Origin of the sequence: Calidithermus roseus (assembly GCF_003574095.1) — a bacterium.
In the GTDB taxonomy this organism is placed as follows: domain Bacteria; phylum Deinococcota; class Deinococci; order Deinococcales; family Thermaceae; genus Calidithermus; species Calidithermus roseus.
The window spans coordinates 1-3466 of sequence record NZ_QWLA01000137.1 but is presented as its reverse complement, the minus strand read 5'-3'; the positions used below and the strand labels follow the sequence as shown (position 1 = coordinate 3466).

The 3466-nt window shown below is 70.4% G+C and carries 5 protein-coding genes; all 5 read left to right on the top strand.

All coding sequences use genetic code 11. The features are described 5' to 3' along the window. The coding region (locus Mrose_RS19080; protein WP_182482905.1) for a hypothetical protein at nucleotides 1-540 on the top strand (540 nt) is incomplete at its 5' end. Nucleotides 541-561: 21 nt separating this feature from the next. Next, complete coding sequence (rnhA, locus tag Mrose_RS18035) at nucleotides 562-1158, top strand: ribonuclease HI (protein ID WP_119280605.1); 597 nt, start codon at nucleotides 562-564, stop codon at nucleotides 1156-1158. A 585-nt stretch (nucleotides 1159-1743) separates the two neighbouring features. Then, nucleotides 1744-2184 carry a hypothetical protein gene (locus Mrose_RS18030; RefSeq protein ID WP_119280603.1) on the top strand — a complete coding sequence of 147 codons (441 nt, stop codon included), beginning with the start codon at nucleotides 1744-1746 and terminating at the stop codon, nucleotides 2182-2184. 207 nt (nucleotides 2185-2391) lie between these two features. Beyond that, complete coding sequence (locus Mrose_RS18025; protein ID WP_119280601.1) at nucleotides 2392-2715, top strand: type II toxin-antitoxin system TacA family antitoxin; 324 nt, start codon at nucleotides 2392-2394, stop codon at nucleotides 2713-2715. A gap of 18 nt (nucleotides 2716-2733) precedes the next feature. Next, entirely contained in the window at nucleotides 2734-3267 is a 534-nt protein-coding gene (locus Mrose_RS18020) for a GNAT family N-acetyltransferase (RefSeq protein ID WP_220452364.1), read from the top strand. The last annotated feature ends 199 nt before the right edge of the window (nucleotides 3268-3466 follow it).

The window sequence follows — 3466 nt, the reverse complement described above, 5'->3', positions numbered from 1 at the left end:
GCGCTCCTCCCCCTGCCCCTGCCCCCCCTGGAGGAGCTGTGGGAGCTGCTGCGCATGTCCCCCTACGTGGTGGCCCTGTCGGCCTGGCCCCACGAGCGGTGGGGGGTGATGCACGACCCCAGCGGACGGGAGCCCATCCCCCGAGAGGCCGCGGTGCTGCTGCGCCGGGCGGGGCTGCTCGAGGGGCTGTCCCAGGGGATCTACCCGGCCACCGCGCTGCTGCTCGACGGGGAGGGGCGGCTGTGGCAGGGAAGCTTCGCCCGGGTGATGGAAGCGGTGGAGACCCAGCCGCAGATCGAGGATTTCCGCAACTACCTGCGCCACGGGGCGCTTTTGCCCCCGGACTTCTCCTTCTTCTCGGGGAAAGCCCCGGACCCCTCCGAAGAGGACGAGGACGACGAAGAGCAGCCGGGAATCCAGTTCGATATCGAAGACGCCAGCGAACTCGACCTGCCCCCGATTCCGCCGCAGGGGGTGCGGGAGCGCGCGCTCCTGCGGCAGGCGCTGCGAAAGCTGGAGGAGCACCCCGGCCCGTCCTGAAAGGGTGGCTAAGCTGGAGGTATGGACGGCGAAACCGTGCTGTACGTCGACGGGGCCTGCTGGGGAAACCCCGGCCCCGGCGGATGGGCCGCCCTGCTGCTGCAGGGCGGCGAGCGCACCCTGCTCGTGGGAAGGCAGCACTGGACGACCAACAACCGCATGGAGCTGCAGGCGGCGCTGGAGGGGCTGCGGGCCCTCGCGCAGCCCAGCCGGGTGCGGCTGGTCTCGGACAGCCAGTACGTGGTGCGGGGCCTCAAGGAGTGGCTGGCGGGCTGGGAACGAAAGGGCTTCCCGATCCAAAACGCCGACCTGTGGAAAGCCCTGGCCCACGAGGCCCGGCGGCACCGGCTGAAGGTGGTCTGGGTCCGGGGACACAGCGGCCACCCGGAAAACGAGCAGGTTGACCGGGAAGCCAGCCAACAGGCCCTCCTGGCCAAGGAGGAGCTGGAGGCCCAGCAGGGCCGCCCCCTGCCCCTGAAGGGCGGAGAGAAACCCCCCACCCCCAAGCAGCTGCGCTACCTCAAAGCCCTCGGGCACCAGGGGCAGGAACCCAGGACCCTCGCGGAGGCCTCGAGGCTGATCAAACGGCTGCTGCGCGAAGGACGCACTCCCGCCTGAAGATGCTCCTCGATAGCCCCCCGCTCTTCCGCATGCGCTACGGGGCTTGAGGCGATGCCATGTGCCGGGCCTTCATCCCGCTGCGGCCGGAGTAGCTCAGGGCTTCCTCGGAGACCCTGGCGCCCTGTGGGGGGCTGACGCCCCCCAGGCCAGCGGAGTGCGGGGAGGGATATGCCTCCCCGCGCAGTCTTCAGCCCCTTCGGCGGGGCGGTGTGGAGGCAAGCGATGGACCTGATGGAGAGAGTCGATGCCCTACGTGCAACGCTCCACCCCGAGTGGGTCGAGGCGTTCAAGGCGGCCGTGCGCAGCCGGGGCCGGGTGGGGTATTCGGCAGACTACCAGTACCTCACAGAACTCCTTTCGCGGATGCCCCGCATCCGCCCCGCCAAGGCGGGGCGGCAAGAACCTCGGGAATTGCTATTCCCGAGGGGCATTTTATCACATACCAGCCGCCCACTATGCCACATGCCCCTGCGGGGCACGTGGGGGAGTCCTCGCCTCGCCGTGGCGAGGCGACCAGGGCTAAAGCCGCTGGGTTTTATAGCTCCCCCACACCCCCTCTTTTCTATAAGGTGGAGGACCCCGATGGGACGAAGAAGCGACGACATCGAACCCCGCACGACCCTCAGCCTGGCCGAGGTGCGCGAGGAACTCCTCGCCGCCCTCTGTGAGCACGAGCGCCGTGAGCCCCGCACTCGGCGGCGGGGACGATCCCCTATCGGGACGGGAGCGTGGCTCCCGTACACCCGGTGGACGGACTGGGAGGAGCGCCGACTGGCCCTGCTGGAGGCCCACGAGGCGCTGCGGCGGCTGGACCTGCTGGAGGCCTGCACCCGCCTGTGGCGCGAGGGGCACCTGGCAGAGGGTGCGGCCCTGACCCTCCTGGACTTCCTGCTCCTGGCCGAGCCCGAACCGGGCCTGCAGGCGCTCAACGCGGCGCGGGCTGAGCGCGGGCTCGCGCCTCTGGCCTGGCGCGGGGAGTGGCTGGCGCTGGCGGAGGCCAGGGTCCCCTGGGGGGGGGCCTAGACCTCCCCCGGAGGATGGCGGGGAGGGTGGGCATGGCCAGGCGGCGGGCGGCCTCGGCCAGGGCGAAGAGGGCGTGCAGCGCCTCGACGAAGGCCGTCCGGCTCACCGGCCGTCCCAGACCGAACTGCGCAGGCTTGCTTTGTATCACGAATTGACATACCATTTCAATGCGGCTGTTCCGAACTTCAGAAGGAGGCTGTATACGTTATGCCGAAAACGACTACGAAGAAGGCATCGGCCGCCCGGCTGAGCAACAAGCCCATCCCGATGCGGCTCGACGAGGAGAGCAGGCTCCTCGTGCGGCGAGCCGCCATGATGAGCGGGGTGACCGTGAGCCAGTTCATGCGCCAGCACGTCCTCGAGGCCGCCCGGCGCACCGTCGAGGCCCAGCAGGTGATCCGGCTGAGCCTCGAGGCCGCCGAGAACTTCGCCGCAGCCCTTTCAGGGCCCGCCACCCCCAACGAACGGCTCACCGAGCTGTTCCGCCGCCACCGGGGCATCCCCCCGCGCAGGGCGGGGGAGGGGTCTTGACCGCCGCCGGGGATGAGGATGCGGCTGGAGGACCTGATCATCGAGCCGCTCGGCAAGCACGACCGGGCGGCTTTCTCCTGTGGTAAGCCCCCGCTCGATGAGTACCTCAAAACCCAGGCGGGCCAGGACCACAAGCGGGATTTGGCCCGCACCTTCGTGCTGGTCGACCCTACCCGCGACCCGTCGCGGGTCATCGGCTACTACAGCCTCGCGGCCACCGGCGTCGACCTCTCCCGGCTGCCGCCGGAGCAGGCCAAGGGCGTCCCCTACCCGCTGGTGCCGTGCCTGCTGCTGGGCCGCCTGGCCCTTGACCAGGCCTACCACGGGCAGGGCCTTGGGGCCTTCCTTCTTGACCGGGCCCTGAGGCACTGCCTCTCCATCGCACAACAGGTCGGGGCCCGGGCGGTGATCGTGGATGCCCTGGACGAGCAGGCCCGGAAGTTCTACGAGGCTCACGGCTTCCGCCCCCTTCCGGGGATGCCGAGCCGCCTCTTCCTGCCGGTGAAGGACATTGCCCACGCCGTCCGCGCTGCCGACCGGAAGGGCGCCTGATTGAGGACGACCCCCTTCAGGAGAGATCCATCGGGTCTGTCCACCCCGGCAATTCCCTACGCCTCCTCCCGCAGGATGGCGGGCAGGGTGGGCATGGCCACCCGTCGGGCCACCTCGGTGGGGGAGAGCCCCTGCCCCAGCCCCCGCCGCACCGCCCACCACAACAGCCTCGGCCCCGGCGGCCCCGCCACCTCCGAGA

Excerpts from the sequence above, each read along its gene's own strand:
- rnhA (WP_119280605.1), top strand. The coding sequence starts at position 562 with ATGGACGGCGAAACCGTGCTGTACGTCGACGGGGCCTGCTGGGGAAAC.
- Mrose_RS18030 (WP_119280603.1), top strand. The coding sequence starts at position 1,744 with ATGGGACGAAGAAGCGACGACATCGAACCCCGCACGACCCTCAGCCTG.
- Mrose_RS18025 (WP_119280601.1), top strand. The coding sequence starts at position 2,392 with ATGCCGAAAACGACTACGAAGAAGGCATCGGCCGCCCGGCTGAGCAAC.
- Mrose_RS18020 (WP_220452364.1), top strand. The coding sequence starts at position 2,734 with ATGCGGCTGGAGGACCTGATCATCGAGCCGCTCGGCAAGCACGACCGG.